The organism is Acidimicrobiia bacterium (assembly GCA_036271555.1).
Lineage (GTDB): Bacteria > Actinomycetota > Acidimicrobiia > IMCC26256 > PALSA-610 > DATBAK01.
This window is the reverse complement of sequence record DATBAK010000010.1, coordinates 22,766-49,508: the sequence shown is the minus strand read 5'-3', so window position 1 is coordinate 49,508 and position 26,743 is coordinate 22,766. Positions and strand designations below refer to the sequence as shown.

General features: G+C 70.0%; 19 protein-coding genes. 12 read left to right on the top strand and 7 right to left on the bottom strand.

The genetic code is table 11. The features are described from left to right. The first annotated feature begins 115 nt into the window (after nt 1–115). From VH914_03740 to VH914_03725, 4 genes are read left to right on the top strand one after another with little or no spacing between them, the layout of a single operon-like run. Entirely contained in the window at nt 116–652 is a 537-nt protein-coding gene (locus VH914_03740; protein HEX4490297.1) for a PadR family transcriptional regulator, read from the top strand. Beyond that, on the top strand, nt 636–1,325 hold the full coding sequence (locus tag VH914_03735) for an ABC transporter ATP-binding protein (GenBank protein HEX4490296.1): 690 nt from the start codon (nt 636–638) through the stop codon (nt 1,323–1,325). The genes VH914_03740 and VH914_03735 overlap by 17 nt, the downstream gene beginning before the upstream one ends. Continuing rightward, complete coding sequence (locus VH914_03730) at nt 1,322–3,583, top strand: FtsX-like permease family protein (GenBank protein HEX4490295.1); 2,262 nt, start codon at nt 1,322–1,324, stop codon at nt 3,581–3,583. The genes VH914_03735 and VH914_03730 overlap by 4 nt, the downstream gene beginning before the upstream one ends. 22 nt (nt 3,584–3,605) lie before the next feature. Next, on the top strand, nt 3,606–4,595 hold the full coding sequence (locus VH914_03725; GenBank protein HEX4490294.1) for a Gfo/Idh/MocA family oxidoreductase: 990 nt from the start codon (nt 3,606–3,608) through the stop codon (nt 4,593–4,595). Nucleotides 4,596–4,613: 18 nt separating this feature from the next. On the opposite strand, the gene VH914_03720 is transcribed toward VH914_03725, so the two are convergent. From VH914_03720 to VH914_03710, 3 genes are all read right to left on the bottom strand, one after another. Then, nucleotides 4,614–6,368: a pilus assembly protein TadG-related protein gene (locus VH914_03720; protein ID HEX4490293.1), complete on the bottom strand. Its 1,755-nt coding sequence runs from the start codon at nt 6,366–6,368 to the stop codon at nt 4,614–4,616. A gap of 39 nt (nt 6,369–6,407) precedes the next feature. Further along, entirely contained in the window at nt 6,408–7,781 is a 1,374-nt protein-coding gene (locus VH914_03715) for a vWA domain-containing protein (protein HEX4490292.1), read from the bottom strand. 100 nt (nt 7,782–7,881) lie between these two features. Next, nucleotides 7,882–8,826 (bottom strand): SDR family NAD(P)-dependent oxidoreductase, encoded by a 945-nt coding sequence (locus tag VH914_03710; GenBank protein HEX4490291.1) that lies wholly within the window; start codon nt 8,824–8,826, stop codon nt 7,882–7,884. A gap of 73 nt (nt 8,827–8,899) precedes the next feature. Between VH914_03710 and VH914_03705 the strand changes: the two genes are divergently transcribed. Together VH914_03705 and VH914_03700 are read left to right on the top strand one after the other, a co-directional pair. Then, on the top strand, nt 8,900–10,945 hold the full coding sequence (locus VH914_03705; GenBank protein HEX4490290.1) for a hypothetical protein: 2,046 nt from the start codon (nt 8,900–8,902) through the stop codon (nt 10,943–10,945). A gap of 112 nt (nt 10,946–11,057) precedes the next feature. Further along, nucleotides 11,058–12,671: a DHA2 family efflux MFS transporter permease subunit gene (locus VH914_03700; GenBank protein ID HEX4490289.1), complete on the top strand. Its 1,614-nt coding sequence runs from the start codon at nt 11,058–11,060 to the stop codon at nt 12,669–12,671. 181 nt (nt 12,672–12,852) lie between these two features. Here VH914_03700 and VH914_03695 read toward each other — a convergent pair whose 3' ends face one another. Next, nucleotides 12,853–13,689 (bottom strand): maleylpyruvate isomerase family mycothiol-dependent enzyme, encoded by an 837-nt coding sequence (locus tag VH914_03695; GenBank protein ID HEX4490288.1) that lies wholly within the window; start codon nt 13,687–13,689, stop codon nt 12,853–12,855. 95 nt (nt 13,690–13,784) lie between these two features. On the opposite strand from VH914_03695, the gene VH914_03690 reads away from it, so the two are divergent. Beyond that, complete coding sequence (locus tag VH914_03690; protein ID HEX4490287.1) at nt 13,785–14,999, top strand: serine hydrolase domain-containing protein; 1,215 nt, start codon at nt 13,785–13,787, stop codon at nt 14,997–14,999. A 3-nt stretch (nt 15,000–15,002) separates the two neighbouring features. On the opposite strand, the gene VH914_03685 is transcribed toward VH914_03690, so the two are convergent. Further along, complete coding sequence (locus VH914_03685) at nt 15,003–15,872, bottom strand: hypothetical protein (GenBank protein HEX4490286.1); 870 nt, start codon at nt 15,870–15,872, stop codon at nt 15,003–15,005. A gap of 126 nt (nt 15,873–15,998) precedes the next feature. After that, the gene (locus VH914_03680) at nt 15,999–17,996 is read right to left on the bottom strand and encodes a hypothetical protein (protein ID HEX4490285.1); all 1,998 of its coding nucleotides are present in this window, start codon (nt 17,994–17,996) and stop codon (nt 15,999–16,001) included. 283 nt (nt 17,997–18,279) lie between these two features. Between VH914_03680 and VH914_03675 the strand changes: the two genes are divergently transcribed. The 5 genes from VH914_03675 (at nt 18,280) to VH914_03655 (ending at nt 26,272) form a co-directional block, all read left to right on the top strand. Continuing rightward, entirely contained in the window at nt 18,280–19,605 is a 1,326-nt protein-coding gene (locus tag VH914_03675) for a PKD domain-containing protein (GenBank protein ID HEX4490284.1), read from the top strand. A 226-nt stretch (nt 19,606–19,831) separates the two neighbouring features. Further along, nucleotides 19,832–23,515: a Calx-beta domain-containing protein gene (locus VH914_03670; protein ID HEX4490283.1), complete on the top strand. Its 3,684-nt coding sequence runs from the start codon at nt 19,832–19,834 to the stop codon at nt 23,513–23,515. A 145-nt stretch (nt 23,516–23,660) separates the two neighbouring features. Then, entirely contained in the window at nt 23,661–24,287 is a 627-nt protein-coding gene (locus tag VH914_03665; protein ID HEX4490282.1) for a type VI secretion system tube protein Hcp, read from the top strand. A 47-nt stretch (nt 24,288–24,334) separates the two neighbouring features. Beyond that, a complete protein-coding gene (locus VH914_03660) occupies nt 24,335–25,645 on the top strand; it encodes a hypothetical protein (protein ID HEX4490281.1) in 1,311 nt (436 codons plus the stop codon). 27 nt (nt 25,646–25,672) lie between these two features. Further along, the gene (locus VH914_03655) at nt 25,673–26,272 is read left to right on the top strand and encodes a GNAT family N-acetyltransferase (GenBank protein ID HEX4490280.1); all 600 of its coding nucleotides are present in this window, start codon (nt 25,673–25,675) and stop codon (nt 26,270–26,272) included. A gap of 6 nt (nt 26,273–26,278) precedes the next feature. Here VH914_03655 and VH914_03650 read toward each other — a convergent pair whose 3' ends face one another. Further along, nucleotides 26,279–26,695, bottom strand: a complete 417-nt coding sequence (locus VH914_03650) for a PPOX class F420-dependent oxidoreductase (GenBank protein ID HEX4490279.1) — start codon at nt 26,693–26,695, stop codon at nt 26,279–26,281. Between the last annotated feature and the right edge of the window lie 48 nt (nt 26,696–26,743).

The window sequence follows — 26,743 nt, the reverse complement described above, 5'->3', positions numbered from 1 at the left end:
CCCATGTTCAGCTCCCCCGCCGTTCCCGCCTGTCGGACGGGTGAACGCTAGCGCGCGCTCTGCGAGCTCGGACCGGCTATTCCCTCAGCGTATTCTCCCGGCGTATAGTGCCCGCATGACGGTGTCGACCACGATGTTGGGCCTGCTCGAGGCCCGTCCGAGCCACGGCTACGAGCTGAAACGGGCCTACGACCGCCGCTTCCGGCACGACCGTCCGCTTCCCTTCGGTCAGGTCTACGCGACCCTCGCCCGCCTCGAGCGCGACGGCCGGGTGCGGGTCGACGGCACGGAACCCGGCGGTGGACCGGAGCGCAAGCGCTATGCGATCACCGACGACGGCGTGGCCGAGCTCGAGCGCTGGCTCGCTTCGCCCGAGGCGCCGGAGCCGCACTTGCAGACCGTGCTGTTCACGAAGGTGGTGCTCGCGCTGCTCTCGGGCCGCGATGCCGACCGCTTCCTCGACGCCCAGCGCGCCGCGCACCTCGCGCGCATGCGCGAGCTGACGGCGAAGCGTCGCGCCGGCGGGATCGCCGATGCGCTCGTCGCCGACTACGCGCTCTTCCACCTCGAGGCCGACCTGCGGTGGATCGACCTGACCGCCTCTCGTCTCGCCCGACTCGCCGAGGAGGTTGCCGATGACCGCAACAACTGACCGAAGCTGCCTTTCGGCTCGGGGCGTGACCCGCTCCTTCGGTACCACCAACGCGCTGCGCGGCGTCGACGTCGACGTCGCGCGCGGCGAAGTGCTCGCGGTGATGGGCCCGAGCGGCTCGGGCAAGTCGACCTTGCTGCACTGCCTGGCGGGCATCCTGCGCCCCGACGCGGGCGAGATCTGGTTCGACGGGGCGCGGATCGACACGCGATCCGAACGGGCGCGCACCGAGCTTCGCCGTCAGCGCTTCGGCTTCGTGTTCCAGTTCGGACAGCTCGTGCCCGAGCTCACCGCAGTCGAGAACGTCGCGCTGCCGATGTTGCTCTCCGGCGTCGCGCGCCGCGAAGCGATCGCAACCGCGGGCGCGTGGTTCGGGAGGCTGCGACTCGACGAACTGGAGACGCGCCGGCCGGGTGAGCTCTCGGGTGGCGAAGCGCAGCGCGTCGCGCTCGCGCGTGCGATGGTCGGGCATCCGGACGTCGTGTTCGCCGACGAGCCGACCGGATCGCTCGACTCCCTCGCGGGCGAGCTCGTGATGGACCTGCTCGTCGACACCGCGCGCCTCGAGGGCACGACCGTGGTGCTCGTCACGCACGAGCCGCGCGTCGCCGCGTTCGCCGATCGCGAGATCGTCGTGCGTGACGGTCGCATCGCCGTTCCGGTTGCGTCGTGATCCGCCTCGCCGCGCGCGTCAGCATCGGTGGTGGCAAGGAGTCCACCGTGCGGCTCGTGCTCACCGCGCTCGGAGTCGCGCTCGGCGTCACCCTGCTGCTCATCGCGACCGTCGCGTTCCCGGCGCTGCACGCACACGACGCGCGCTCCGGATGGACGGACACGTCGGAGCACAACCGGCGCCCGTCGGTCGATGAGTCGACGTCCGACGCACTCCTGTGGCGACTCACGGACGACGAGATCGGGAGCCGCCCGATCATCCGCGTCGACGTCGCCGCCGAAGGCTCACACGCGCCCGTCCCGAGCTTCCTCGATCGCCTGCCGGGTCCCGGTGAGCTCGCGGCGTCGCCCGCGATGGAACGACTGCTCGAGTCGACCGATCGCTCGCTGCTCGCGGATCGCTACCCCGGTCGGGTCGTCGAGACGGTCGGCAACGGCGCGCTCGAAGCGCCGAACCAGCTCGTGATCTTCGTCGGGTACACGCCGGCCGCGCTGCACGACGCCGGTGCGATCACGGTGCACAGCATCGAGACCGCGCCCAAAGCCCACACCTACGCCGACACGCTGAAGCTCGTGTTCGTGATCGGCGCGCTCGCGCTGCTGATCCCGCTGCTCGTGTTCGTGTCGACCGCGACGAGGCTCGCGGCAGCGCGGCGTGAGCAGCGACTCGCCGCGATGAGATTGGCGGGCGCGACGCCGGCGCAGGCGGGTGCGGTCGCCGCGGTCGAGGCGCTCGTCGCCGGGATCGTCGGCACCGCGGTCGGGTTCGTCGGCTTCGTGTTGCTGCGGCCGTATGCCGCGCACCTCCCGATCGACGACGGCATGTCCTTCTACCGTTCCGACCTCCACCTCTCGCTCGCGTTCGGCGTGCTCATCGCGGTCGGCGTGCCCTTGCTCGCCGCGCTGGCCGCCCTCGTGTCGTTGCGTCGGGTCCGCATCTCCCCGCTCGGCGTCACGCGCCAGGCGGTACGCCGCCGACCGCGCGGCTGGCGCGTGCTCGCGCTCGTCGGATCGCTCGTCGTGTTCGCGCTCTCGCTCGCGTTCCACTCGGGCTCGTACGGCGCGACGTCGACGCTGGTCACGATCGGCGCCGCATTCTCGTTGATCGTGCTCAGCATCGTGGTGTGCGGACCGTGGCTCACCGTCGTCGTGGCGAAGGTCATGCAGCGCTTCGGGCGGCGCGCGCCGTCGTTGCTCGCGGCGCGCCGACTCGAGGACAACCCGTCCGCCGGCTTTCGCGCCATCAGCGGCTTGGTCCTCGCGGTGTTCGTGACCAGCCTCGTGAGCTCGCTCGCTGCGAGCCACCGCGCGTCCGTCCACTTCGGTCACGCGTCCATCGCCGACACCACGGTCGGCGCGGTCGCGGCATCGCAGTCGCGCGCGGTTCCGGTCGGCTCGTCGCGCGACCTCGGCACCCTCGACGCGACTGCAGCATCGAGGTTGCTCGACGCGTTGCAGCAGATCCCAGGTGTCACGCGCGTGATCGACGTCCGGACCGTACCGGGAGGTGTGCCGATCCAAGCCCCCCGTCGCTTCGCCGACGGCGAAGTTGTGAAGGTGAGGCTGCCCGATCCCGGCGTCGTGCGCTGTACCGACGCGGCCGCACTCGGACTCTCACCCTGCGTCGGCACGACGACCGTCGACGTCGGCGCGATCCTCGATCGCGGAAGCCCACCCGCGGCAACGCTCGGACGCGTGGTCTCCCCCGCCGAGCTGACCGGGCAGTCGCTGTGGGGCGTCGCCGTGCTCACGAACGGTCACTTCGACACGATCGAGCACGTGCGCACCGACCTCGAGCGCGCGTTTCCCGGGTCGCAGGCAATGACGGGCACCGACATCAACGCGGTCGATCGCCGCGAGCTGAGCGACGCGGAGCGGCTCACGAACATCGCGCTCCTCGTCACATTGCTGATCGCGGGCTGCAGCCTCGCGGTGGCGGTCGCGGGTGGCCTCGTCGAACGGAAGCGGCCGTTCGCGTTGCTCCGGCTGAGCGGCATGCCGTTGCGCCAGCTGCACCGCGTCGTGCTCGCCGAGGCTGCATGGCCGTTGCTCGTGGTTGCGGCCGCGAGCGCGGTCCTCGGCTTCGTCGTCAACGGGATGCTGCTCGCGATCGTGAACTCGAACCAGAGGTTCCGCTTCCCCGCGCCGAGCTATTGGCTGACGCTCGGCGGCGGTCTCGCGATCGCATTGGCGATCGTCGGCGCGACGCTGCCGCTGCTCGACCGGCTCACCTCGTTGGAGACGGCGCGCTTCGAGTAGCCCACCCGTAGTGTGGGCGCGCATGAGCACGAACACCGTTCGCATCGGGATCCTCGGCGCCGCGCGCATCGCGCCGGGCGCGGTCATCAAGCCCGCGCAGCACTCGTCCGAGGCGATCGTCACGGCCGTCGCGGCGCGCGACCGCGCCCGCGCCGAGGCCTTCGCCGCGAAGCATCAGATCCCCAACGTCCGCGATTCGTACGACGCGCTCGTCGCCGATCCCGAGATCGACGCGATCTACAACCCGCTCCCGAACGGACTGCACGCGCAATGGACGATCGCCGCGCTCGAAGCGGGCAAGCACGTGCTGTGCGAGAAGCCGTTCACCGCGAACGCGCAGGAGGCCGAGCAGGTCGCGGCCGTCGCGGACCGCACGGGCCGGGTCGTGATGGAGGCCTTCCATTACCGCTACCACCCGCTCGCGCACCGCATGGTCGAGCTCGTGGAGAGCGGCGACCTCGGAACGATCCGTCGCATCGAGACGTCTTTGTGCTTCCCACTGCCGAAGTTCTCCGACATCCGCTATCAGTACGACCTCGCGGGCGGCGCGACGATGGACGTCGGCGCGTACACCGTGCACATGGCGCGCGTGCTCGGTCGCGAAGAGCCGGAGGTCGTATCGGCCACCGCGAAGCGCCGGACACCGGACATCGATCGTGCGATGCGCGCCGAGCTGCGCTTCCCGAGCGGCCATACCGCGCAAATCACGTGCTCCATGTGGTCGTCGTGGGTGATCCAGACGTACGCGCGCGTGATCGGCGACCGCGGCGAGTTGCACGTCATCAACCCGACGTCCCCGCAGATGTGGCACCGCATGCGCGTGAAGACGAGCGGCACGACGCGCAGGGAGAAGTTCTCGCGTCGCCCGACCTACGAGTATCAGCTCGACGCGTTCTGCGGCGCGGTGCTGCGCGGCGAGCCGACGCTCACCCCGCCGTCGGACTCGATCGCCAACATGCGCGTGCTCGACGCGATCTACATCGCGGCGGGAATGACGCCGCGCGGCACCTGACGCCCGCGTGACCGCGCGCTACTGCACGATGCGGACCGGGTCGCCTGCGAGCACTGCGGTCCACGAGGTGACGTCGCTGACCGCTCCGTTGAACTCGTAGTCGATGCGGAACCAGCAACCGGTCGGGCTGGCGTCGTCGCACAAGTAGTTCGCAGGGATCGGTATGTTCACGCTGACCCAACGGCCTTGATAGGTGTCGCTGCTCACGTTCGTGAGCTTGCAGTCGCCGGCGATCGATGGTGTGAAGCTCGGAGTCTGCGACTGCGCGGTGCAGTTCGAGAACGACGTGAGCCCGGAGTCGGTCGGCGGCACGATCGTGAGCGATCCCGTCACGTCGGTGCCGGCGTCACCGATGTCGAAGAGGTGCAGCGACAGCGTCTGTCCGGCGTCGTTCGACGGAATGCGCGCCAGGTAGAACTGCGTGAGCGTGTCCTTGCCCGCGTTCGCGTAGATCGCCATCTTGGCGTTGCCGTAGATGCTGACCGCGCTCGACAGTGCCCCGCCCGCCTGCGTCGCGCGGATCGAGAAGTTGTTGTTGCCGCTGCCGTTCGCGTCGCCGTTCACCTGGAGGAAGTAGTCGGTGTTCGCCTGACCGGTGATCGTGCAGATCGGGAACCACTGACGGAAGTACGTCGCGAGGTACTGGGGCGCCGGCGACACCGGAACGGTCGCACCGCCTGCGAGCATCTGCACCACGCTGTTGGACGACGTGCCCTCGACTCCGGGGAACGTCCACGACGAGCAACCCGCCGCCGCAACGGCCGTCGAGGGGTCGCCCTGCGCGACCGCGGGGCCGAGCAGCGAATAGGTCGTCGCCGGAAGCTGCGAAGCGCTTCCGAAGGCCGAGTCGCCGGTGCAGTAGCGGTTGCCCGGGTTGGCCGTGGTCGGCGCGTCGGTCGCGCCCGTGACCGGCGCGTACCGCGTCACGTCGAACGGGGGCGCCGCGAGGTAGCCGGTGCTCACCGGCCAACCGGCCGGCTGCGAAGTCAGCGTGGTCGCCGCGTCCGCGAGATCCGCGTTGGAGTCGCTGCCGGAGATGCAGTTGTTGCCGACGGCGACGAAACCGGGATCGAAGACCTGCACGTTCACCGTCGCGGCCTGGTTGAAATGGATCGCGTAGTAGTAGCCGTCCGCCGTGTAGTCCTGATTGGTGCTCCCGGCACAGCCGTCGATCGGCGACTTGTTGCACACGCCGCTCGTGTACGCGTTGCCGTTCTGCTTGTCGGTCGCGTAGCTGGTGACGTTGCCCCAGAGGTTCGGGTACGTCGCGCTGCCGGGGTCGCCGCTCGAGTCGGGGTCGTTCCCGTACTGCGGGTTGGGGCTGCCCATCGCAACGGGCGGCCGGTAGTCGGCGACGGCGCTGCGGGTGACGGTCATCGCCTTGAAGCCGAGGACTTTGGCGAAGAGGGTCGGGATCGTCTCGGTGATCGTGACCTTCAGTTGCGAGACGTGTTCCTGCTGCTGCGGAGTGACTGCGACGCCGTCGCGGTCGCCGTCCTTGAACCCGTTCGTGTTCGCGATCGACGTCGCGGTGTCGTACGCGGTCGTCACGTCGCCCGGCAGGTAGACCGCGCCGGCGAGCGACGCCGCGTCGGCGGCGTTCTGCTCGTGCTGCCCGACGAAGTACGCGTGGCCGAAGTCGATCGCGAGTGCCGCGAATCCGAGGAGGACGAGCAGGAAGAGCGCCGTCCATACGAGGACGAACCCGCCCTCGTCTCCTCGGGCGCGCCGCGCGCGTCGCCCGTCCTCTGCCTGCCCGCCCTGGATGCCCATGCCCGCCCGGTTCCTTCGTGATGAGTTGCCTGAATCGACTTACTTGATGAGCCGGGGCGGGCTCGTGCCCGTGAGCTGCTGGCCGGCGGTCACGAAGACCGACGCGAGGTCGTTCGAGCCCTTGGCCGGGCAGAAGAAGTTGTCGCCGTCGGTGTCCTCGGCCTGCTGGCCCGCGGCCGTGTTGCAGTCGTTGTCGTCGGCTGCGGCAACGCCGTTGATCGGGCTCGCCATGCTCGCGAGCAGCTTCGTGGCGTTGGCGCTCGGGAAGGTCGGGTCGTGGGAGTCGCACGGGGCGTGCCCGACGCCGAAGCCGACCGTCACGATGTTGATGCTGTCGGCCTTGGCGGTCGTGGCCTTGCCGTTCGCGTAGTCGCACGCGTTCGACTGGTCCGTGGTCTGGTCCGGAGCGGTCCGGTTGGCCGCGCCGTCGGTCATGAAGAGGATGTCCTTCTGCGCACCGGGCCGGGCGTAGGTGTCGAGGTAGGCCTCGGCGGCGGCGAGCGGATCGCCGAGGTCGGTGCCGACGCTCGACTGCGAACGAGCGGCCGTGATGCAGTCGATCGACTTCACGATCTGGCTGTTCTCGTCCAGCACTCCTGTGGACTGCTGGTAGTCGGCGAGCGGAGCCATGCCCGGCGACGGGGCGATCATCCACGACATGTTGGTTGCGGCCGTCGTCTTGACGCCGTACGCCCCACCGCCGGGGCACTGCGTTGTGGTGCTGCTCTGACCGAGCGCCGCGAGCGCGACGTGGTCGGTGGCGGGGTCGAGGGACTGCAGGAGGGCACGGGACGCGGTGCGCAGATCGTCGATGTCGTCGTCCGACATGCTCCCGGTGCGGTCGAGCACGATCACCATGTCGACCGGGGTCGCGGTCGCCTGTGCCGAGCCGCCGGCGGTGGCCGTCGCCGACTTCGACACGTCCATCGAGCTGAAGCCGATCGCGCGGCCGAACAGGGTCGCGACGTTCTGGTGGATCGTCACGATGAGCTGCGCCGGGTCGGTCGGGTCCTGATCCGCGGAGATGGTGATGTCCTTGTCGGCACCGAATCCGTTCGCTTCGGCCATGTCCCTCGCCGCGCCCTGCGCCCCGGCGAGGTCGCCCGGGAGATACGGCGCGCCGGCGAGCGCGGCGGCGTCGGCCGCGTTCTGTGCCCGCTGGCCGACGTAGTACGAGTGACCGAGGTCGACCGCGAGCGCGGCGAAGCCCAGGAGCACGATGATGAACAGGGCCGTCCAGACCAGGACGAACCCGCCCTCGTCGCGACGGAGGCGGCCGACGCGGCGCCCGTCCCGCGTCGAGCCGTCCGTCCCGCTCGTCGGACCTGTTGCTTCGTCCGAGCCGTGGAGCTCCATGTGCCGCACCTGACCTGACTGACCGCGCACCGCGGCCTTCGTCCATTGGCTGTTCACTGAGCGTGAAGAAATGGACCCGCGCGGTCAACGGGCCGATCGGCCCATTCAGGTGTCCCGGGGCGGCTCGTCCGCCGCTCAGGAGCTGGTCAGGAGGGGCTCAGGAGGCGAAAGCCTCGCCCACGAGCTCCTCGGACCGAGCCCAGAGCCGGGCCGCCGTCTCGGGGTCGAGCGCGTAGTCACGCACGCCGCCCGAGCGGTTCGGGTCGCTCGTCGCCTCGGCCACGTGGCAGTCCTCGCAGTAGCGGCCGCCGATCTCGTCGGGGCCGGCCACGAATCCGCTCCAGACGGTCGTGGCCGCGCCGACGGCCGGCGTCTTCCACACCGTCTCCTGGCCCGACCGCGCCGCCGCGAGCGCGCCGAGGGTCTCGTCGGTGAGATGGCGACCGAGCTCGGTCACGACCGTGCCGGGATGTACCGCGCAGGCGCGCTGCCCGGCGCCGCGGCCCCGTCGGTCGAGCTCGACCGAGAAGAGGATGTTCGCCGTCTTCGACCGACCGTAGGCCTGCCACGCGTCGTACGGCGTCCGATCGAAGTTCACGTCGTCGAGCACCACCGGGCTGAAGCGGTGTCCGGCCGACGACAGATTGACGATCCGCCCCGGACTCGCGAGCAACGGCCGCAGTCGGTTCACGAGCACGAAGTGACCGAGATGGTTCGTGCCGAACTGCATCTCGAACCCGTCGGCGGTGCGACCCTCGGGCGTCGCCATCACGCCCGCATTGGCGACGATGACGTCGAGACGATCGTGGGCGGCGCGCAGTTCGTCGGTGAAGGCGCGCACCGACGCGAGCGACGCGAGGTCGACGGCGCGCAGCTCGACGGTCGCGCCGAGCTCGGACGCGGCCGCGCGCACCGGTTCCGCGGCGCGCTCCCCCTTCTCGACATCGCGCACGGCCAACACGACGTTCGCGCCGCGCGCCGCGACGGCGCGCGCGGTCTCCTGGCCGAGACCCGCCGACGCGCCGGTGACGAGCACCCACTGTCCGCTCAGATCACGACCGGCGAGCACTTCGTCGGTCGTCGATTCGCTTCCGAAGCTCATGAGCAGGAGCTTCCCACGACCTCCGACCCGACCGTAGGCTCCGATGGCAGACCGACGGGCGGAGGTACGCGTCATGCGGAGACGACGGTTCGGATGGATGCTCGTGTGCGCCGCGCTCGTCGTGCCGGCCGTCTTCGACGCGACGAGCGCGACCGCGCGACCGAAGCCCGCGACGGGCATGCGCGCGCTGCAGTGGGGCGACGTCTGCAGCAACGGGGACTGTCTGAAGCCGACACCGATTCCCGGCTCGTGGCGGGCCGTCGCCCCCGGCGACGAGGCCACGAGCGCGATCGCGTCCGACGGCACCCTCTGGCACTGGGGCTCGCAGGCCGGGTTCTCGAGCACGGAGCCGGTGCCGCAGGGCGACGGCAACGACTACGCGTCGATCAGCGCGAACACCTCCGCCACCGTGCTCGACCACTGGGTGGCGCTCACGACGACCGGCCAGTTGAGCGAGTGGGGATACGTCGGCGGCAACGCTCCCGACGGGCAGGTCGACTCGACACCCGCGTGGTCGGTCGCCGTGGCCGGCGGGTACTTCGACGCCGGCATCCGCGTCGACGGCACGCTCTGGACCTGGGGCGACAATCAGTACGGTCAGCTGGGAACCGGCGGGACCGTGAGCTCGGCGACGCCGGTAGAGGTCGGCACCGCGACGAACTGGGTGAGCGTCGCGGCGGGCGGCGACTTCACGCTCGCCGTCAAGTCCGACGGCACGCTCTGGGGTTGGGGCAACGATCGGAACGGACAGCTCGGTATCCCGGGGCTCCACAAGTACTCCCCGGTCCGCATCGGCAAGGCGACGAACTGGAAGACCGTCGCCGCCGGCGAGAATGCGGCGATCGGCCTGCAGACGGACGGCACGCTCTGGGCTTGGGGACCGAAGCCGACGCGCGTCGGCAGCCGCACCGACTGGGCTGCGATCAGTGCCCACGGCTACGACTTCTCGGCCCGGGCCGCCGACGGAACCGAATATGTCTGGGGCTCGAACCAGCACGGCGAGCTCGGAAACGGCACGAAGACCGGCTTCGCCAACCCGACCGCGTTCCCGGGTTCGTGGGCGTCGTTGACGCTCGGCCCGACCTCGTCGTACGGGATCACTGCGTCCGGCGCGATGTCGGGATGGGGTGACTCTCGTTCGCTCGGCACCGGTCACACCACACCGACGCCGGTCGACGCCACGACCACCTGGAAATCGCTCGACGTCGGGCGCGACTTCGGCGTCGGCATCCGCACCGACGGCACCTTGTGGGGCTGGGGCGACAACTCCGACGGGCAGCTCGGTACCCCCGGCCCCTCGGTCGCGGTCACACCGGTGCAGATCGGCAGCGACCGCGATTGGAAGCTCGCTCGCACCGGGACGGCGTTCGTCCTCGCGGTCAAGAACGACGGCACGATCTGGGCGTGGGGCTCGAACTCCAACGGGCAGCTCGGAACCGGCGATTACAGCTTCCACTCGTCACCGACGCGCGTGGGCATCGCGAACAACTGGCGCACGGTCCGCACCGGCGGCGACTTCTCCTTCGCGATCAAGGACGACGGCAGCCTCTGGGCGTGGGGCGACAACATCTACGGCCAGCTCGGTCTCGACGACACCGCGTCGCACCTCCTGCCGAAGAAGGTTGCGGTGGGCACGACGTGGACCAGCGTGAGCGGCGGCCACGACCACACGCTCGGCCTCCAGACCGACGGCACGCTGTGGGCCTGGGGTTCCAACGGACGCGGCCAGCTCGGCGTCGGTCACAACGTCACGCACGAGTACGTGCCGACTCGTGTCGGTAGCAATGCGACGTGGCAGACCGTCAGTGCCGCGGCCTACGGCTCGCTCGCGGTCAGGACCGACGGCAGCCTCTGGCAGTGGGGTGAGGGTCCCGGCCAAATCGGCGAGCCGCTGAACCTTCCCCACCGCGTCGCCGCCGATTCGACGTGGACCTCGCCGAATATCGGCGGTTCGACATCGTTCGCGATTCGCGCCGACGGCGCGTTGTTCGCGTGGGGCTACAACATCGGCACCGGCGCCGTGTACTCGACGACACCGGTCCAGGTCGGTTCCGACACCACGTGGGCGGTCGCGGTCGCCGGCGCCGGCTTCCTGAACGCGGGCCTGCAGACGCCGTGAGCGCGTCGCGTCGCCGCGACCAACTACGCGGCGGCGGTCACCCGGGGAATCAAAACGGCGCGGGGGGTGTCATGCCTCCTCATAGCCTGAGACCCGTGACCAGAGGGGGCGCGTGCGAGCGCAGCTGAAAGACCCGGAGATCGCGCACCGCCGGCGCTGGCTGACGCTGACCGTGTTGTGCATCAGCCTGATGGTGATCGGGCTCGACAACACGATCCTCAACGTTGCACTGCCGACGCTGTCGCACACGAAGGCGGCCGGTGGGCTCGGAGCCTCGGGCAGCGCGCTCCAGTGGATCGTCGACTCCTACACCCTCGTGTTCGCGGGCCTGCTGCTCACGATGGGCAGCCTCGGTGACCGCTTCGGTCGCTACAAGTTCCTCACCTTCGGCCTCGTCGTGTTCGGCACCGGATCCGTGCTCTCGGCGTTCGCGCCTTCGGCCGGCGTGCTGATCGCGACCCGGTCGCTGATGGGAATCGGCGGCGCCTGCATCATGCCGGGCACGCTCTCGATCCTCTCGAACGTCTTCCGCAGCTCCTCGGAGCGCGCGGTGGCGATCGGCATCTGGGCCGGCGTCTCCGCGCTCGGCGTCGGCATCGGTCCGGTCGCCGGCGGCGCGCTGCTCACGCACTTCTGGTGGGGCTCGGTGTTCCTCGTGAACGTCCCGATCGTCATCACCGCGTTGGCGCTCGGCTACTTCCTCGTCCCCGACTCCTCGGACCGCACGACACCGAAGCTCGACCCGGCCGGCGCGGGCCTCTCGATCGTGAGCCTCGGCGTCCTGCTCTGGGCGATCATCGAAGCGCCGAGCCACGGCTGGACGTCGCCCGGGATCCTGGGCGCGTTCGCGGCGGGCATCGTGCTCCTCACGTCGTTCTTCCTGTGGGAGCTGAAGTACTCGAGCCCGATGCTCGACCTGCACTTCTTCCAGAACCCGCGGTTCTCCGCGGCGAGCGCGGCGATCATGCTCGTGTTCCTCGCGCTCTACGGCACGATCTTCCTGCTCACGCAGTATCTGCAGTCGGTGCTCGGCTACTCGACGCTGAAGGCCGGCGCGGTGCTGATCCCGCAGTCGATCGCGCTGATGACCTTCGCGTTCCTCAGTCCGCGGTTCGTGCGCTTCGCGGGCAACAAGCTCGTCGTCGCGACGGGCCTACTGCTCGTCGCGGCGTCGCTCTTCGGCTTCCTCACGCTCAATGCCGGGTCGAGCATGCTCGACGTCATCATCGTCACGGTGCTGATGGGTGTGGGGATGGGCAACGTCATGTCGCCCGCGACGGAATCGATCATGGGCGCGTTGCCGCGCGAGAAGGCGGGCGTCGGTTCCGCGATGAACGACACGACGCGCCAGGTCGGTGGCGCCATCGGTGTCGCCGTGCTCGGATCCATCCTGTCGTCGCAGTACGGACCGAACCTCGCGTCACGTTTGCGGGGCAAGGTGCCGGCGCCGCTCATCACGGGAGCGCGCGACTCGGTCGGTCGCGCGATCGACGTCGTGAGCCGCGCGCCCGGCGCGCGCTATCGCGCGCAGATCATCTCGGCCGCGCACCAGAGCTTCATCGGGGGCCTGCACCTCGCATCCGTGGTCGCCGCGGTCATCGTGCTCGTCGCGGCCGCCGGTGTGCTGCGCTGGCTGCCGGCCCGCGCGGTCGACGTCGGCGAGGACGGCCCCGTCTTTGCGCCCGTCGTCGACGAGCCCGTACCCGTCGGCGCCTCTGCCGACTGAGCTCTCTGGTCGGGCTCGCAAGCGTCGCCCTCCTCGACGCCTCACGCGCACAGTCGGGCGGGCCGCACCGCGACCCGCCCGTTCACGCGACAACGCGTCGATTGGTCGGGCTCGCAAGCGTCGCCCTCCTCGACGCCGCACGCGCACAGTCGGGCGGGCCGCACCGCGCGCTCGCGCACGTTCAGGTCGCGAACACCGTCGCAAGACCTTCGAGGAGCGTGCGCCACTCGGGCGGCGCGGAGTCCGGCAACGGCGCGCGCAGGCTCAGGGCCTCGACGAGGTCGACGGCGTCGCCGCACAGCGCGGGCGGCTCCGAGAGCTCGGACGCCGGAACCGCGTGCACCGCGACCGACGTGCCGACCTCGACCGTGAAGCGGCACTCCGGATCGCGCGCGTCGACGACGTAGGTACCCGGGGTCACCGCACCGGTGCTGACCGCGAGTCCCGGGCCGAGCGCCGCCGCGTAGCGCAGGCACGATCGCACCTCGTCGGCGACCACCGCGGTCTCGATGCCGAGCGGGAACGCAACGTCGCGCTCGTGGATCCATGCGTCCCAGAGCGCGTGCTGCGCGATCAACCGGATCGGCAGGTGGCCGGGTGGCGATTCCGCGAGCACCGTCCAATCGTCGCCGTCGAGACCTTCGATGACCTCGAGCAGCGACTCGTTCACTTCGACGAACTGCACGAGCAGATCGTGTGGCGCGAGGACGCGCATGGGCTCGACCATGAGCCGCGGCGTCGCGACCGGATCGAAGTCGACGAGGATGCGCGTCGGCGTGCCCGCAAGACCGGCGACGATCGACGCGCGCCAGAACGCGTTGACGCCGACGAGGTGCGCGACGACGTCGTGCACGCTCCACCCCGCGCAGCGCGACGGCGCGCGCCACTGGTCGTCGTCGAGCGAGGCGAGCAGGGCCGCGAATCGCCGGCGCTGGCGCGCGATCGGCTCGCGCTGGTCGTCGACCGGCCCGTCCATGGTCAGGATCGCGGACCCGTCGTAGCGGGGCGTGACCTTCATCGCCGGACCGTACCGGATCGCCCCCGCGGGACGCGCCGATGAGTCTCGAACGACGGGAACGTCAGAACTGTCATGACGAGCCGAACGACGCAGCCATGAGCGACGCGCTTTCGCAACCCGGTCTCGGCACGCTGCACGACCTTCTCGTGCGCCACGTCGACGCGGGTCGGTTGCCCGGGCTCGTCGCGCTCGTGGCGAAGGGCGACGACGTGCACGTCGACACGATCGGCACGCTCGCGTTCACCGACTCGACTCCTATGGCCCGCGACTCGATCTTCCGGATCGCGTCGATGACGAAGCCGATCACCGCGGTGACGGCGATGTCACTCGTCGAGGAAGGCGTCATCACGCTCGACCAACCGATCGACGACCTCGTGCCCGAGCTCGCGAACCGGCGCGTGCTGCGCGCGATCGACGTCGAGCTCGACGACACGGTTCCCGCGCGTCGCGCGATCACGGTCGAGGACCTGCTGAGCTTCCGTATGGGGTTCGGCTTGGTGATGGCGGAGCCGGGTTCGGTGCCGATCCAGCGCGCGGAGGACGCGGCGGTGCTGCGCAGCATCGGTCGACCGCCGTGGCCGCCGGTTCCGCACGACGTCGACAGCTGGATCGCCGCGCTCGGCGCGCTGCCGCTGATGTACCAACCGGGTGAACGGTGGATGTACAACACCGGCGCGCAGGTGCTCGGCGTCGTGATCGCGCGCGCGACAGGAAGCGATCTCCCGACCGTGATGCGCGAGCGTGTCTTCGAGCCGCTCGGCATGCACGACACCGGCTTCTCCGTACCGAGCGGAAAGCTCGAGCGTTTCACGACCTTCTACGTGCCCGACGACGACACGGGCGGCATGACCGTGATCGACGATCCCGCGACGAGCTGGTGGTCGACGCCGCCGACCTTTCCCGACGGCAGCGGGATGCTCGTGTCGACGCTCGACGACTACTGGTCGTTCGCATCGATGATGCGCGCACGGGGCGCCGGACGCGACGGCACGCGCGTGCTGAAGGCCGAGACCGTCGACCTCATGACGACCGACCGCCTGACGTCGCCGCAGCGCGCCACGACCGATGCGTTCCTCGCACCGCACGCCGGTTGGGGACTCGGCATGGAGGCGCCGGCCACCGACGCCGCGCCGGACGCGCCACCACCGTGCGGCTTCGGCTGGGACGGCGGATCGGGCACGACCTGGCGCAGCAACCGCACGCTCGACGTGACCGGAATCCTGCTCACGCAGCGGGCGATGACTTCGCCGCAGCCACCCGAGGTGTTCGACGACTTCTGGCGTGGAGTGAACGCGGCCGCGCTCGGGTGACGACTACGCGGTGACGATCGCGAACCACGCGGGACCGCTGTAGATCCCGACGCGAACGCCCTTCGTCCAGCCGTAACCCGCGTCGCCGTAGCGCCAGGTCGTGTTGTCGCGGGCGATCATCCAGTAGCCGTGCCCGGAGCGGGTCACCGCCATCGAAGTGACCGCGGCCCAGCGCGGCGCCCCCGCGGGTGAGCCGTAGAAGTGCGCGTCGCCGTAGGTGAAGATGCCGCCGTCGCGCGCGACGAGCCAGTACCCGTGACCCGACGCGGTCGCGGCCATGCCGACCATCGGGAAGTTGAGATGCAGCGCGCCGGTCGAGCCGTAGAAGCGCGCGTCACCGAACGAGAAGATCCCGCCGTCGGAGGCAACCATCCAGTAGCCGTGACCCGTGGGCGTCGCCGCCATGCCGACGATCGGTTGGTTCAAGTGGATCGCACCGGTCGAGCCGTAGAAGCGCGCGTCACCGAAGGAGAAGATCCCGCCGTCGGCTGCGACCTCCCAGTAACCGTGACCGCTCGGCGTCGCCGCGATCCCGACGATCCACTGCGCGAGGTGCACACCACCCATCGAGCCGTAGTAGTGCGCGTCGCCGAACGAGAAAATCCCGCCGTCGCGCGCGATCAGCCAGTAGCCGTGTCGCGAAGACGTCGACGCCATGCCGACGATCGGCCCCGTCAACGCGTGCCCGGCCATCGAGCCGTAGAACTTCGCGCCGTTGAGCGCGTGCACCTCGCCATCGGCTTGCGCGGTCCAATACGCGGGCCCGCTGCCCTGGCCCGAAGGGGGATTCGCGAACGCCAGACCCCCGCCGAAGGCGAGGAACAACGTCACCACGGCTACCCCGAAGCGCCGGGGCCACGCATCCGTACGCATCTTCCTATTTTCGGCGCGTGATCCGCGGCGCTGAACCGCGTAATCGCGGCAAATGGGACGCGTTCGCCGCACGTCGAGAACGGGAGCGCGCGGGTTGTGCGTACGCGCGCGTCGCGCGCCGCGACGTCAGAAGTCGCCGGCGACGATGATCGGGTTGCCGGCGCTGCTCACGTCGGACGCAACGCATCCGCGCGCGTGACACGCGACGTCGAGCGGAGTCTCCTGACGCGCCGGGACCGGGAACGCGCGCCACGTGCGTCCCGCGTTCGTCGACTCGACGACGACGGGGCCGCCGTGCTGACGGAAGTCGAAGGTCGCCGCACCGCAGCGCCACGGCGAACCGCACGACACCGAATCGATGATCTGCGCAGCGTCGGGAGCTCGCGACGCGCGCCACGTTGCGCCGGCGTCCCGCGAACGCATGATCACACCGGAACCGAAGTACTCCCCGACCGCCACACACGTCTGCCCCGCGCAGCCGACGTCGTTGAAGTACACGTTGCCCGCGTCTGCGTACGGGACCGGATGCGGATGGAAGGTCGCGCCGAGATCACTCGTCGTGTATGCCTGCGGCGCCGCGTTGGGGTTGCCGCCGATGACGATGCACGCGTCGACGGCGCTGCAACCGACCGCGTTGATGGTGAAGACGTCGTCGGGTGCCGCGAGCGACGACCAGTGCCGGCCGCCGTCGGTCGTCACCTCGAGCTTCGCGTTCGACAAGTTGTCGTAACCGCTCGCGATACACGTCGTGCGGCTCGGGCACGTCAGCTTGGTCAGCACGCCGCGCCGATCGGCGAGGACCCCGAGTGTCCACGTCACTCCGCCGTCGGTGCTGCGCAGCGCCTGCGCGCGCTGACGGTTCGTTCCCGGCGCGCTCGCGGTCGCCAGCGCGATGCACGCGGTCGGCGTGGGGCACTCGACCGCGAGCAGCCCACCGGTGCCGGCGGGCAGCGCGTGCACCGCCCACGTCGCGCCGCCGTCGGCCGACGTGAGCGCGCTCGGACGTGCGACTGCGTCGTTCCCGACCGCGACACACTCGGTCGTGGTCGGACAGCTCAACGACTGCGGCGCTTCGACGCCTGCGGGCAGGGCCGCGCTGCTCCAGTGCGCACCCGCGTCGTCGGTGAAGAACGAGATGCCGCCCGCGACCGCGCCGCAGCGAGTCGGCGAGGGACACGCGATCGCGGCCGGACGCTCCAATTCGACGGCGGGGAGCGTCTGCGCGTCGAAGTGTCGACCATCAGTCGTCGCGAACAGGAACGGCGTGCGCGCCGGTGAAGCGCCGATCGCCGAGCACGCGGTCTCGGAGGCACACGAGATCGAGCGCACCGCGTACGCCTGGGACGGCACGGATGCGAACGACCACGTCTTGCCCCGGTTCGTCGTCACGATCACCGCGGCATCGTCGGAGAACGTCGCGCCGCCCGCGAAGCAGGTGGTGACCGACGGGCACGTCACCGAATAGAGCCCGTCGGTCGGGCTCGGCGCAGTCCCGGTTTCCCACGTCGTGCCGCTGTTCGTCGTGCGCAGGACCACGGGCGTCTCGCCGCGGTCGCCGACGAGCGTGCACACGAACGTCCCGCGCACGCACGCGAGGTCCGGCGCCGGCGACAGCGTCGTCGGGAGCGTGAACGACGTCCACGATCCCGATCCGTTGACACTCTCCCAGATCAGCTTCCCGTCGGTCGCGACGCAGCGCAGCAGCTGCGCGCACGACAACGAGACGAGCGCGCCCGCGTGCGGCACGACGTGCTCGACGATCGTGTGCTGCGACTCCGTCAACGCGACACTGGAGCCGTCGACGCCGGTCGCGGTGATGTAGCAGCGCACCGGCAGGGGGCAGTCGATGTCGTGCAGCGCGGCGACGTCGCTCGGTACGAGCGCGGTCTCGTTCGTCCACGTCGCGCCGCCGTCGTTCGACGACAGCAGCTGTCCGGCTTCGAGCGCCCAGCAGACCATGGTCGAGGGGCACGCGATCGCGGTGTCGTCGGTGCCGAGCGCGAGTGTCGATGCGACGTGCCAGTTGCCCGCGGGCGCCGCGTGCGCGATCGAGGCGGGCAGCGCGACCGTGAGCGACACGAGCACCATCGAGCAGATCGCGCGTCGAGCGCCCGGCCGTCCCATGATCCGCCCCTCCGTGTGCGCCATGCGCGCGCGGCGCGGAGGCTACCGCCGCATCACCCCATCGGCGCGTGAGGTCGGTCACCTCTGCGCGTCCGAAATACCGGCTCGGACAGCTCCGCGTCGCTGAGGTACAGCGTGCCGTCGTCGAGTCGCAATGCCTTCATGCGTTTCCCCGATCGCTCGGCGGCGCAGCGCACCGGCGACGGAACCGCGCTTCTGTTGCGGCTCGCGACGCGCTGCGCGAGGCTCACCACCCGGCGGGATCAGGGGTCAGGGGGCCGACATGATGGAACCGGCGAAGCGCGCTCGGACGCGCGGCTCAGGGCTCGCGCTCGCGGTGCTGCTCGCGACCGCGGCGCCGATCGTGTCGACGGTCGCGTTGACACCGACCGCGGCCGGAGCGGTCGCGCCGCCGGCGTTCACCGCGTACGTCGCCAACAGCGGGGCCAACTCACTCGTGCCGGTCAAGACGAAGTCGAAGAAGGCCGGCGCGCCGATCTCGCTCGGCCACGCGCCGCAAACGGTCGCGATCACGCCCGACGGCCGCACCGCGTATGTCGTGAGTCGGATCGACGGAAAGGTGATCCCGGTCGACCTTGCGACCGGCACGGCCGGAACCGCGATCGCTGTCGGCAAGGATCCACAGAGCATCGCGATCACGCCGAACGGCAAGGTCGCGTACGTCGCGAACAGCGGCGACGACACGGTGACGGCGATCAACCTCGTCACCAACACGCCAAAGCGGCGGATCCTCGTCAGCCAGTTCCCCATCGACGTCGCAATCGCACCGAACGGCAAGACCGCCTACGTGGCGAACCTCAACGCCGCGTCGATCTGGCCCATCCGGATCGCGAACAACACGACCGAGACGCCGATCGTGCTGCCGTTCCTTCCGTGGGGCATCGTGATCTCGCCCGACGGTTCGACCGCGTACGTGAGCGACAACGCCGCGGAGATCGTCCCGATCACGCTGTCGAACAACAGCATCGGAACCGCGATCCCGACCGGAGACAGCGTCTATGGCGGAATGGCCATCACGCCCGACGGCAAGACGCTCTTCGTCGTCAACTCCGACAACGACCTGGTGACGACGATCGACATCGCGACGAAGACCGCGACGCACCAGATCAACGTGGGCGACGACCCGACCTCGATCGCGATGATGCCGAACGGGCGCACCGCGTACGTCACGAACGTGAACGACGGCACCGTCACGCCCATCGCGGTCGCCACCTTCACCGCCGGCCCCGCGATCCCGGTCGGAGGCAATCCACTCGGCATCGCGATCACACCGGACCAGGCGCCGGTCGCCCAGATCCACGCGACCGACGCGCCGCCCGGAAGTCCGACGCCGTTCGACGCGACCGGCTCGACGGTCGCGTACGGAACGATCACCCACTACACGTGGAGATTCGGCGACGGCACCATGGCGCGCACGACCGTGCCGACGGTCCACCACCTCTACACGGCGTCGGGCTCGTTCACCGCGACGGTCACCGAGACGAGCTCGGCCGGCACGTCGTTGACGAAGGTGTTCACGGGCCACACCATGCTCGACAACGGTGGGCCGTCGGCGCGCGTGTCGACGGTGGTGGTCATCCCGACCTGAGCGCGCCGATCCGCGGCCGTCGGCTCAGGCGCGGCCCCTCGCGCGGCCGCAACAGTTCCGTGACCGACGCGTCGCTCCCGCGGAAGCTTTGCTGAAATATGGGTTTGAACCGGGACAGGCGCGGGTAAACGGTCGCCCGACCAGGGGGCTGGAGCTCGGGGGGCAACAGATGGGGCAGGCAAGGGTTCGTCGGTTCGTCGCGGGCGCGCTCGCCGCAAGCTTGAGCGTGGTGCTGGTCGGCGTCTCGGGATCCGCGGCCGGCGCCGCAACCCAGACCGCGACGCACACGTTCCCGCAGGTGTCGTGCACCGCGAACGTCTCCGGCGGAACGGTCACGCAGAAGGAAGACATCACGGTCACGCTGACCGCGCCCGACAAGGTGACGCCGGGTCAGCAGTTCACCGTGGGCTTCCCGGGCGGGAGCAGCGTGCTGCCCGCTTCGGCGAGCGGCTTCACGGTGAAGTCGTACCAGGACCTCAGCCTGTCGTACGCGGTCAACGGCACGACGTTCGACAACGGAACGATCGTGAATCCCGGCACCGCGACGATCAACGGCAACCCGACAGCGAACGTCGTGAGCCTTCCGACGTCGACCTCGATCAAGATCGCGCAGCCGGGCCCGTTCCCTCCGGGCACGCTCGTCACGCCCGACGTGGCCGTCGACGCGACGTCCGGCGCGGTCGGATCGTCGGTCTCGCTGAACGCGCTCTCGCTCACGACCACGGCGAACCTCTCGAACGGTCTCACCGCGAAGGTGACGTGCAACATCCCGCAGGACACGATCATCAGCGTGCCCGTCGTGCAGTCGATGCCGGCGCCGACGGTCGACGCGGGACCCGACGTGAACGGCATCGTGAACACGGCGATCGCGCTCCACGGCACCGTCACCTCGAACGGGTCGCCGACCGACGCGTGGACGACGAGTGATCCCGCGTGCGTGGTCGCCGACCCGAGCGCGGCCGTAACGACGGTCAGCTGTTCGAACCCGGGCACGTTCACCGCGTCGCTCACCGCCGACGACGGGATCAACGCGCCGGTCAGCGACTCCGCGCAGATCAGCGTCGAGCAGAACGTGCCCCTCGTGGTCAACGCGGGCGCCGACGTGTCGGGCGCGGTCTCGCACGCGATCACGCTCAACGGCACCGTGAGCGATCCGGGCCACACCCCGACGAGCACGTGGACGATCAACACCACTTCGTGCACGATCGCCAACGCGCACGCGGCTTCGACGACCGTCACGTGCTCCGCGGTCGGCGCGTTCACCGCGACGTTGTCGGCGACCGATGGTGCGAACAGCGCCGGCGACGACGCCAAGGTCACCGTGAACGCGGATCGCCCGCCGGTCGTCGAGGCAGGACCGGCCGCGACGGGCGAGACCGGCGCCCCGATCGCGCTCGCCGGCAGTGTCACCGATCCCGAGAACGACCCGGTCGCCGTCGCGTGGGCCGCGCCGTCGGCGTGCACGTTCGCCGACGCGCACCAGGCGGCGACCACGATCACATGCAACGGGCCGGGCGCGTACACGGCCACCCTCACGGGGAACGACGGCTTCAACTCCGCCGTGAGTGACACGACGAGCGTCGTCGTCACCGACAACCTCTTCCCCTTCAACTGGGACGTCGACGCGACCACGCACCTGAAGAAGCTCAATCAGGACGTGACCGTGCCGACCGGCTCGTTCGACGGAGTCGTCGACCTCACGACCGGAACGATCAGCGGCGACATCACGCTCCCGCCCGCGCAGATGACGCTGAACCTCGCGGGCATCGGCCTCGTCACCGCCAACATGCAGATCGTCGAGGCGCAACCGATCACGGGCACGCTCGACCCGTCGACGTTCGCGGTCTCCGCGACCGCGGTGTTCAACATCAACATCCCGAGCGCGTATCCGACTGCGACCCCGACGGTGAACATCGTCGGCGACACCTGCACGACGTCGTCGCCGGTGAGCGTCACCATGACGGGCACCGCGAACCTGGCCGGCGCGTCGACGTTCTCGGGCACATACACGATCCCGAACCTGAAGACGTGCGGCGTGACGACGACCGCGCTGAACCTCGTCGTCCCCGGTCCGGGCAACACGTTCACGGCGGTCGTGCAACCCCCGCCGGCCGCGCCTGCGGTGACGACCGACCCGACCGACCAGACGATCACGCCCGGCCAGTCGTACTCGTTCACCGCCGCGTCGTCGGGCTACCCCGCACCCGCGCAGCAGTGGCAGATCTCGACCGATGCCGGGTCGACGTTCACGAACATCGCGGGTGCAACGGCCGACTCGTACACGGGCACCGGTGCACTCGCCGACTCGGGGCATGAGCTCCGTGCGGTGTTCACGAACGCGTCGGGCACCACGACGAGCGCAGCGGCAACGCTGGTCGTCGCGGTCGCACCGCACTCCCCGACCGTCGGCAACGCGACCGCGCGAGTCGGCGGCGCGAACGTCCGGTTCACCGCGCCGGCCGACGACGGCGGCAGCCCGATCCTCGACTCCACCGCACAGTGCACGTCGAGCGGCGGCGGTGTCAGCGGCTCGGGCACGAACACGTCGAGTCCGATCGCCGTCACCGGACTCACCGCCGGCGCGCCGTACACGTGCACCGTCACCGCGCGGAACGTGATCGGCTCGAGCGCGCCGTCGAGCGCGTCGAACTCCGTGGTGCCGACCGCGGTGCCATCGGTCACCACGCAACCGGGCGACACGTCGGTTCCCGCGGGAACGGCGTACTCGTTCACCGCGGCGGCAGCGGGCGTTCCCGCGCCGACCGTGCAGTGGCAGTCGTCGACCGACGGCGGCGCGACCTTCCACGACATCAGCGGCGCGACCGACCCGAGCTACTCCGCGACCGCGGCGCTCGCCGACTCCGGTACGCAGTTCCGGGCCGCGTTCACGAACTCCGTCGGCAACGCGACGACGAACGCGGCGACGCTCACCGTCACGCCGGTCGCGCCCCACATCACGACTCAGCCCGACGACCAGTCCGTCATTCCGAGCGGCACCTACTCCTTCACCGCCGCGGCGGCGGGCGCGCCCACGCCGACGGTGCAGTGGCAGGTGTCGACCGACGGCGGCACCACCTTCCACGACATCAGCGGTGCGACCGACACGACCTATACCGAGACCGGGGTCCGCAGCGATTCCGGAACGCGGTATCGCGCGGTGTTCACGAACTCGGCCGGGAGCAAGGCGACGAACGCGGCGACGCTCACGGTCGCCGATCACACATGGATCTCGATCGGCAACGCGGCGATCGCCGAAGGCGACACCGGCAAGGCGCGCACCGCGCAGCTCGCGGTGACGCTCACGCAACCGTCGACGCAGCCGGTCACGGTGCACTACGCGACGGCGAACGGCCGCGCCACCGCGCCGACCGACTACAAGGCGAAGAGCGGCACGATCACGTTCAAGGCCGGCAAGACGACGGCGTACGTGTCGGTCGCGATCACGCCCGATCAGGTCACGGAGGCGAACGAGACGGTCGAGGTCGCGCTCTCCAGCCCGACGGGCGGGTACACGCTCGCGCCCGACCGGTCGACAGGTGTCGTCACGATCCTGAACGACGATGCGGGCTCGGGGCTCAGCGTGCGCGTGGGCGACGCGTCGGTGTGCGTCACCGACGTCACGGCTCCGGTCGTGAAGGTCTGGGTGTCGCTCTCGGCGCCGGCGCCGTCGACGGTCACGGTGGTGGTCACCCTCGTCGACGGCACGGCCGCGAACGGCATCGACTTCAAGACGATGAAGCCGAAGACGCTGACCTTCAAGGCGGGACAGTTGCAGAAGTCGGTCGCGGTCACGGCGTATCCGGTCTCCGGCGGCAACACGGTGAGGACCGCGTCGATCAAGCTCTCGAACGCGAGCTCCGGCCTCACGATCGGACGCGCGACCGGAACCCTGACCTTCATGAGCGAGTGACTGCCCCCTCGTGGAGCGTGGGAACCCGCCCCGCGCTCCACGGGTGCGGTCGCGTCGCGCCGCATTGACAGTCGCCACGCTGCGCCTCTAAACACTTGCGCAACAGTGCGAGGGCCATCGGCCCTCGCGGGCGGAGGGACTGTTCATGGACCGAGCGCTGCGCGCGTCGATTCGGAGAACATTCGCGGTCGTGGTCGTGCTCGCCGTGGGCGCGGCGGGTTGGGCGCTCCACAGTGTCGCGTCGCCGTCGCACGATTCGGGTGCGCGCAAGTCGCCCGCGGCGATGAATGCGTCAGACCTGTTGCGCGCCGCGGCGTCGGCGAGTGCGGGTATCTACCTGCAGTACGACGGCGTCACCGGCCCGCCGGGCACGACCTACAAGACCGACGCGCCGATCTCTTCGTTCTCGTTCGGCATCTCGCGCGTTCCGATCACGACGAGCGGAACGCGCGGTGGAAGCACGCCGAGCGTCTCCGACATCAACCTCACGCACGCGATGGACAAGTACAGCGCACCACTGTTGCAACGCTCGCTGACGGGTAGTGGGAACGACACCGCGGTCCTCTACTTCACCGACGTCAACACGAAGACCGGCGCGCTGGTGAAGTACCTCGAGATCGACCTCGGCCACGTACTGATCTCGGGCTTCCAGACGTCGGCCAGCGGCGCGACCGTGCCGACCGAGAGCCTGACGCTGAACTTCACGACGATCACGTTGATCGCACACTTCGCCGGCGCGCCGGTGCAAACGATCACGTACAACCTGCCGTAGTACCGGGAGCCTGGCGCCGCCGGCGCACAACCGGCATCCTGGCGCGCATGAACGGGCGGGTCGGGATCATGGTGCTCTCGTTGGTCGGTGCCGTCGTGCTGGGCGCGATCGGTCCGGTGGGCGCGAGTGGCGCAGTTGGAACGCCGAGTTGGCCGCAGGCCGGCTTCGACGCGGGCGGCTCGAACTTCAATCCCGGCGAGACGACCATCACGACGGGCAACGTCGAGTCGCTGACCGAGGCCTGGGCCGCGCGTGGGCGCGCCTTCGTCTCCGCCGACGGACTGCTGTTCACCGGCGGGCGCAAGTTGTCGGCGTACTCGATCACCGCGTGCGCGCCGGCGGGCGGCCACTGTGCGCCGACGTGGGTCTCGGACGCCGGCTTCCACGGCGAAGTCGCGGTGTCGGGCGGTGTCGTCTACGCGACCGGTCGCGACCGCGCGGGGCACGCGGGTGTCGCCGCGTTCGACGCGGCCGGTCTCGACAACTGCACCCGCACGAACCCGACTGTTTGCACGCCGTTGTGGAGGTGGGTCGACAAGGCCGACGGGAGCAGCGTCTTCTCGCCGAAGATCGGCAACGGACGGTTGTGGGTCAGCGACACCGTGACGCAGGGCTTCGACACGATCGCGGCGCATCTGCGCGCGTTCGACATCTCGCACGCGTGCGCGGTCACGTGCAAGCCGGTGCGGTCGATCACCACGCCGACGACCGGGTCCACGTTCACGCTCGGCGCGCAGCAGGTCGTGCTCGCGCCGGAAGCCGGTTCGGTCGCCGTGTACGACGCGCGCACCGGCGCGGTGCAGTGGCGTTCGCGCACGCACGGCCCCCGCAGCACGGTCGTCGCGCAGGGCGGAACGATCTACGCCTCGAACCAGAAGACGCTGGAGGTCGAGGCCTATCCCGACGACGGTGGCGCCTCGTGCTCGGGAGCGCCGAAGGTCTGCTCCCCCGCGTTCGTCGTTCCCTACTCGGCGAACAATCCACCCACGCTCGCGGCGACGCCTTCGCTGCTGTTCGTCGACGACACCGTCGACATCCGCACGTACGACGCGGCCGGCGTCGCGCACTGCTTCGGCGCGCGGCACGTGTGCCAGCCGATCACCACCTACCCGGGCGCGGGCGGCACCGACGCGCCGGTCGTCGCCGGCAACGTGCTCTACAGCGCAACGTCGCGCGCGATCAACGCGTACGACGCGACGGCGTCCGCGGGCTGCGATCAGGCGACACGCACGTGCACCGAGCTGTGGCGGATGACTCCGGAACCCTCGGCGCCCAGCTCGATCGAGGTTGCGGGTGGACTCGTGTACACGACGTCCGAGAATGACGCGTTCATCCACGTCTTCGCGCCCACCGGCTGACGGCCGGCGGATGCGGGTGCGACGCAGGTGACCCAGGCGCGCCTGCTCACCGCGCGGCTCGAGCTCGTGCCGCTCGCCGACGAGCACCTGCCACTCGAGGTCGAGCTCGATTCGGATCCCGAGGTGCTGCGGTACCTGTCGTCGGGCGCGTCGACGCCCGACGAGGTCGCGGAGAAGCACCGGGGACGCGTCGCCCGCGCCGGCACCGTCGACGGACTCGGTGTGTGGATCGGTTTCACCCGCGACGTCTCGCGCGATGTCACGCGCGATTCGCCGCGCGACTTCGTCGGGATGTGGATGCTGCAGCCGCCGCACGGGCCGAGTCAGGTGAAGGTGCCCGGCGAGGCCGAGCTCGGCTACCGCATCCTCCGGCTTCACTGGCGTCGGGGCTACGCGCGCGAAGGATCGTTGGAGTTGATCCGTTACGGCTTCGAGGAGCTCGGACTGAAACGGATCCTCGCCCAGACGATGACGGTCAACACGCCGTCGCGGGCGACGATGGCGTCGGTGGGCATGCGGTACGTCCGCACGTTCGTCGAGGAGTTCGACGATCCGCTGCCCGGGACCGAGCAGGGTGAGGTCGAGTACGAGATCCGGCGCGCCGACTGGCGCGGTGAGCCGCGGTGAGCCGGGTCAGCCGGGTACGTGAACCGTCCGCCGCGGTCCCGACGGACCCTCGCCGTTGCCGAACGGTCGACCGTCGAGGTTCCAGCTCCACGACACCACCGGCGTGATCCGGAGATACGAGCCCGGACCCGCCTGACCGACGCGTTCGACGTTCTGGGCGACGCCGTACACACGCACGAAGCGCGGCGTCCACGGATCCGCCGAAACGACGTCGTCGATCACGATCGCGACCTTGTCGTTGCCGTCACGCACGTTGTGGTACTTCCGCGTCTCCAGCTGACTCATGCCGCCGACGTAGAAGTACGTGCCGTCGAACTCGAAGCCGACGGGCGTGACATCGGGCTGCCCGTCGGGTGCGACCGTCGCAATGCGAGCGAGTCGCTGCGACCCCAGGTACTCGGCCTCTTGCTCGGTGAATGACATCTCGGACGCCCCGGCTTTCGTCGAGTCACGGCCGCCCACTGTTCGAGC